Raw genomic sequence first — 5,137 nt, 5'->3', positions numbered from 1 at the left:
ACCGTGCAGGCTACTTGTTGGTGATCGAATAGCGTGCGCCCGCGTTCATACATGGAGAAGTGGCTCCGCTTGTCTGAACAGCCTTCCCCGATTCTTAAGTGGATTCCGGGCGGGTTGCCAAAGGTGCAGAGTTGTCCACAGCGGCGGGCGTCACTTGCGACGAACGCACGCCGCGGCGGGCAACTCGGGGCGCACCAGCGATCTTCATCTTACGCGGCCAGCTTCACTGCTGGCAGGCCGGCGAAGTACGCTTCATCGGGCGTAGCGCGATCCAGGCTCGAATGGGCGCGCTGCGCGTTGTACCAGGCGAGGTATTCGGCGATGTCGGTGCGTGCGGCGCTGACGCTGTCGTACGCCTTGAGGTACACCCGCTCGTACTTCACGCTGCGCCACAGCCTTTCGACGAACACGTTGTCGCGCCAGGCACCTCGTCCGTCCATCGACAGCTTGCAGCCGGCGTCGAGCACGACGCGGGTGAACTCCTCGGCGGTGAATTGGCTGCCCTGATCGGTGTTGACGATCTCGGGCGTGCCGTACTTTGCCAAGGCCTGCTCGATGACCTCCTTGGCGTGGATCGCCTCCAGCGTGATCGCCACGCGGTGCGCCAGCACGCGGCGGCTGGCCACGTCCACGACGGCCGTGAGGTACACGAAGCCGCGGGCCATCGGTATGTACGTGGTGTCCAGCGCCCACACCTGGTTGGCCCGCGTGACCGCCACCTTGCGCAGCAGATACGGATAGATCTTGTGCCCGGGTGCCCGCTTGCTGGTGCCAGGCTGCGGAGCCAAGGCCGTGATGCCCATGCGCTGCATCAGCGTGCCAATGTGGCGCCGGCCGGCGTGAATGCCTTGCCGGGCGAGTTGATCGCGCAGCATGCGAGCGCCCATGAAGGGGTGCTCCAGGTGCAGCTCGTCGAGCCGGCGCATCAGTGCCAAGTCAGAGTCGCTCACAGGCCGCGGCAGGTAGTACACCGAGCCGCGGCTGATGCCAAGCAACTGAGCCTGGCGCGTGACGGACAGTCGGTCATCACGGTCGATCATCGCTTTGCGCTCAGCAATCCCGCCTTGGTGAGCGCGCGTTCTAAAAAATCGTTCTCCAGCGTCAGCTGCCCGATCTTGGCGTGCAGCGGATCCAGATCTACCGGTGGGGCAGCGTCATGGCCGCCGAAGGCACCGGCGGCGTGTTCTACCAGTTGCCGCTTCCACTCGGTGATCTGGTTGGGGTGCAGCTCAAACTGCTTGGCCAGATCGGCCAACGTCTTGTCTTCGCGCAAGGCCGCCAAGGCGACCTGCGCCTTGAAAGCCGGCGTGTGGGTGCGGCGGGTGCGCCGCGCTGATTTCTTGACCATCGAAACTCCTGTGGCCGGCCCCTTTCGGGCCGGCGTTATGCCCGGAGTTTCCACCTAAGAGGCTGTCCAGATTTCCTGCGCCACTTCTGCCCATGCGCTGCATCAGCGTGCCAATGTGGCGCCGGCCGGCGTGAATGCCTTGCCGGGCGAGTTGATCGCGCAGCATGCGAGCGCCCATGAAGGGGTGCTCCAGGTGCAGCTCGTCGAGCCGGCGCATCAGTGCCAAGTCAGAGTCGCTCACAGGCCGCGGCAGGTAGTACACCGAGCCGCGGCTGATGCCAAGCAACTGAGCCTGGCGCGTGACGGACAGTCGGTCATCACGGTCGATCATCGCTTTGCGCTCAGCAATCCCGCCTTGGTGAGCGCGCGTTCTAAAAAATCGTTCTCCAGCGTCAGCTGCCCGATCTTGGCGTGCAGCGGATCCAGATCTACCGGTGGGGCAGCGTCATGGCCGCCGAAGGCACCGGCGGCGTGTTCTACCAGTTGCCGCTTCCACTCGGTGATCTGGTTGGGGTGCAGCTCAAACTGCTTGGCCAGATCGGCCAACGTCTTGTCTTCGCGCAAGGCCGCCAAGGCGACCTGCGCCTTGAAAGCCGGCGTGTGGGTGCGGCGGGTGCGCCGCGCTGATTTCTTGACCATCGAAACTCCTGTGGCCGGCCCCTTTCGGGCCGGCGTTATGCCCGGAGTTTCCACCTAAGAGGCTGTCCAGATTTCCTGCGCCACTTCTTGGCTCTCAGCGAGGCGACTTCTGGTGCTGCAATGCCAAGCTCGTTGCCAAGGTGGCGCCACAAGGCTACTGGAATTACCCGAAAGGCACCGAGCAAACGCCCACTCATGCGCAGGAAACCAATATGGAGCGCCAGACCAAGCTTGTGGGAATCACCTCGGCGTGCATTGATTGCGTCGCGCTCGGCACCATCGAAGGTGAAAAATGCCTTCATCTCGAAGTCGCTGATATCGCGGGGGAGCCCACGCATCCCCAAAAACGTTGTGTGCCAACCCTGCATCGTGAACCTCAAAAGTGGGAGGCCACCATACCCGTTTACAAAGCGAACAGGAAAGTCAATGAAATCAACGGTCTACCCAGACCACCCCCGCGCCAGTGCTAGCTTTGCGTACCGTCACTTATTGCACTGAAAACGAGGAGACCCCAGGCAGCATGCGTCCTGGCTGTCGCAGCGCTCACAACCTCGGCGTGTGCCTGAAGTTCCTGCAGATGCTCACGAGGGAATGACCAGAGGAGCCCTTGACCCGCGTGCAGGACGGAGAAAAAACGCGCTAAATGGGAAGCTCCGAGCCGGCGCGCAGTGGTGGCGAGGACGACGTCAGCCGGAGAAATGGCTAGCAAATTCGCTAGAGCGCGCGGCCAAATAGAAGGGCGCGTAGAGCCGCTTGGGCTGCCCATGTTCCAATCCGAGCGACCCGGTAGACAGGCGGCGGTCACTTCAGCGATTCGGGCAGATTCAATCTTGCTGCGGAGCAGATCCATGCAGAGAATGGCCCTCCTGCCGGCCACCGGTCATCCTGGTTTATGCGGACCTGGCTGACAGTCATCTTTTGCTTCAGTATCGACTGAAGTCGGGGCTCATGCGATTGCGCTTGCCGAGGCCACGCGCTGACGCAACTCGAACTTCTGCACCTTGCCGGTGGAGGTCTTCGGCAACTCGGTGAATATCACCCGCTTCGGCACTTTGAAACGGGCCAGATGGTCACGGCAGAACTCGATGAGTTCGGTCTCCGTGGCCTCGGCGCCGTTCTTCAGCTGAATGAATGCGCAGGGCACTTCACCCCACTTCGCATCGGGTTTCGCCACGACGGAAGCCAGCAACACCGCCGGGTGGCGATGCAGCGCGTCTTCGATCTCAATGGAGCTAATGTTCTCGCCGCCCGAGATGATGATGTCCTTGCTTCTGTCTTTGATCTTCACGTAACCGTCGGGATGCATTACGGCCAGATCGCCGGTGTGGAACCAGCCGCCGGCGAAGGCTTCGGCGGTCGCTTCGGGGTTCTTCAGATAACCCTTCATCACGATGTTGCCGCGGAAGAAGATCTCCCCCATCGTTTCGCCATCGGCAGGCACCGGCTGCATGGTTTCCGGGTCCAGCACGGTGATCGCCTCCTGCAATGGATACGGCACTCCCTGGCGGGCGATCAGGCGCGCACGCTCCCCGGCCTCAAGGTCGGCCCAGTGCGCTTGCGTGGCGCAGACCGCGGCCGGACCATAGACTTCGGTGAGTCCGTAGACATGGGTCAAGGCAATACCGGCGGCTTCGCAGCCCTCGATGACTGCGGCCGGCGGCGCAGCGCCGGCGATCAAGCCCTGCAGCGTGTGCTCCAGGCCGACGCGCAGTTCCGCTGGTGCATCGATCAGCATGCTGTAGACGATCGGTGCGCCGCACAGGTGGGTGATATGGTGCTCGCGCACCAGCGACCAGATCAGCGTCGGATCGACCCCGCGCAGGCAAACGCTGGTGCCCGCGACCAGCGCCATGGTCCAGGCGAAGCACCAGCCATTGCAGTGGAACAGCGGCAAGGTCCACAGATAGGTCGGGTGATGCGGCAGGCTCCATGCGATCACGTTGTTCGCCGCGTTCAGATAAGCGCCGCGGTGATGCGTCACCACGCCCTTCGGCGTGCCGGTGGTGCCGGAGGTGTAGTTCAGCGCGATCGCGTCCCACTCATCGGCGGGCAGTTGCCAGGCGAATTCGCTGTCGCCTTCGGCAAGCAGGTCTTCATAGCCGATCTCGCCGAGCCATTCGCCGGCCGGCGCAGTGGCATCCTCGACCTCCACCACCAGCGGCCGCGCATCGCCCAACAGGGCCAAGGCCTTACCGACCACCGGTGCGAACTCGCGATCGGTCAGCAGCACACGCGCTTCGGCATGCTGCAGCGCGAAGGCGATGGCCTGCGCATCGAGCCGCGTGTTCAGCGCGTTCAAGACAGCGCCACACATGGGCACGCCGAAATGCGCCTCGAACATTGCCGGCACATTGGGCAGCATCACGGCAACCGTGTCGCCGACGCCGATACCTCGGCTGGCCAGCGCGCTGGCCAGGCGTCGGCACCGCGAATAGGTGGTGTGCCAGTCCTGCGAGAAGGCGCCATAGATGAGCGCCTTGCGCGTCGGGTAGACGAGTGCGGTACGTGCCAGAAAACTCAATGGCGACAGCGGAACGTGATTCGCCGCGTTTCTGTCCAAACCGTCTGCGTAAGGATTGATCCGGGTCATGGGGCTCATTTCTCTTGTTCCTGATGTCGGCGGCGCTTCGCGGCGCTGTCCAACGCCGGCTGCGGTCGTTGGCCAACGGTGTGCCGGTGGATGTTCTGTAGAAAAATTTCTCTTCGAATCTAAAAAATCGCCCCTCGTCTTACGACGCGGCAGCTGCGTTGTTCCAGCCCCGCATCGCGAACCTTCGCAAACCTCGTGGACCGGGGTGGGGACCCTGCCTGATCTACCGAAAACAAGACAAGGGAGGCTCCATCGCTGGCGGGTAGATTCAAATCTTACATTGAATAATGAGCCATGAGTCATATTTCTAGGAAGAACAAGATGATGGATAGAGCGCTATAGGACAGGCCGCGGCCGGCCGCGCAGCTGCTGCCTGATCCTGCAGCGCCTGTGTAATGCGCAGTGCATCGGCCAGCTGCTTCAGCTGCGCGCGCATATAGATAAGCTTTTTTCTCTGTTTGCAGCCAGGCGCTGCGCTCCTTGTCGGTGGCCAGGAGCTCCTGCTTGGGGTCTCCTCGTTTTCAGTGCAATAAGTGACGGTACGAAAAGCTAGCACTGGC

At 62.5% G+C, this 5,137-nt stretch carries 3 protein-coding genes and 2 pseudogenes; 1 reads left to right on the top strand and 4 read right to left on the bottom strand.

Going from position 1 to position 5,137, the window contains the following annotated elements; translation table 11 throughout:
- Positions 1-209: 209 nt before the first annotated feature.
- The 3 genes and pseudogenes from IV088_RS14490 to IV088_RS14480 all read right to left on the bottom strand — a co-directional run.
- Positions 210-1,348 (bottom strand): IS3 family transposase gene (locus IV088_RS14490; RefSeq protein WP_291103263.1). Its coding sequence is split into 2 segments (ribosomal slippage): positions 210-1,081 and positions 1,081-1,348, totalling 1,140 coding nucleotides; the frame shifts between segments, so codons are not numbered across the junction.
- 88 nt (positions 1,349-1,436) lie between these two features.
- A pseudogene (locus IV088_RS14485) lies at positions 1,437-1,987 on the bottom strand (IS3 family transposase); the annotation flags it as partial.
- A gap of 89 nt (positions 1,988-2,076) precedes the next feature.
- Positions 2,077-2,304, bottom strand: a pseudogene (locus IV088_RS14480) (DUF4158 domain-containing protein); the annotation flags it as partial.
- Here IV088_RS14480 and IV088_RS14475 point away from each other — a divergent pair.
- Positions 2,200-2,457: a hypothetical protein gene (locus tag IV088_RS14475; protein WP_040214134.1), complete on the top strand. Its 258-nt coding sequence runs from the start codon at positions 2,200-2,202 to the stop codon at positions 2,455-2,457. The pseudogene IV088_RS14480 and the gene IV088_RS14475 overlap by 105 nt on opposite strands.
- 476 nt (positions 2,458-2,933) lie before the next feature.
- On the opposite strand, the gene IV088_RS14470 is transcribed toward IV088_RS14475, so the two are convergent.
- A complete protein-coding gene (locus tag IV088_RS14470) occupies positions 2,934-4,577 on the bottom strand; it encodes an acyl-CoA synthetase (protein ID WP_291103266.1) in 1,644 nt (547 codons plus the stop codon).
- Positions 4,578-5,137 lie beyond the last annotated feature (560 nt).

The organism is Hydrogenophaga sp. (assembly GCF_018780075.1).
GTDB lineage: Bacteria > Pseudomonadota > Gammaproteobacteria > Burkholderiales > Burkholderiaceae_C > Hydrogenophaga.
This window is presented reverse-complemented; position numbering and strand designations above follow the sequence as displayed.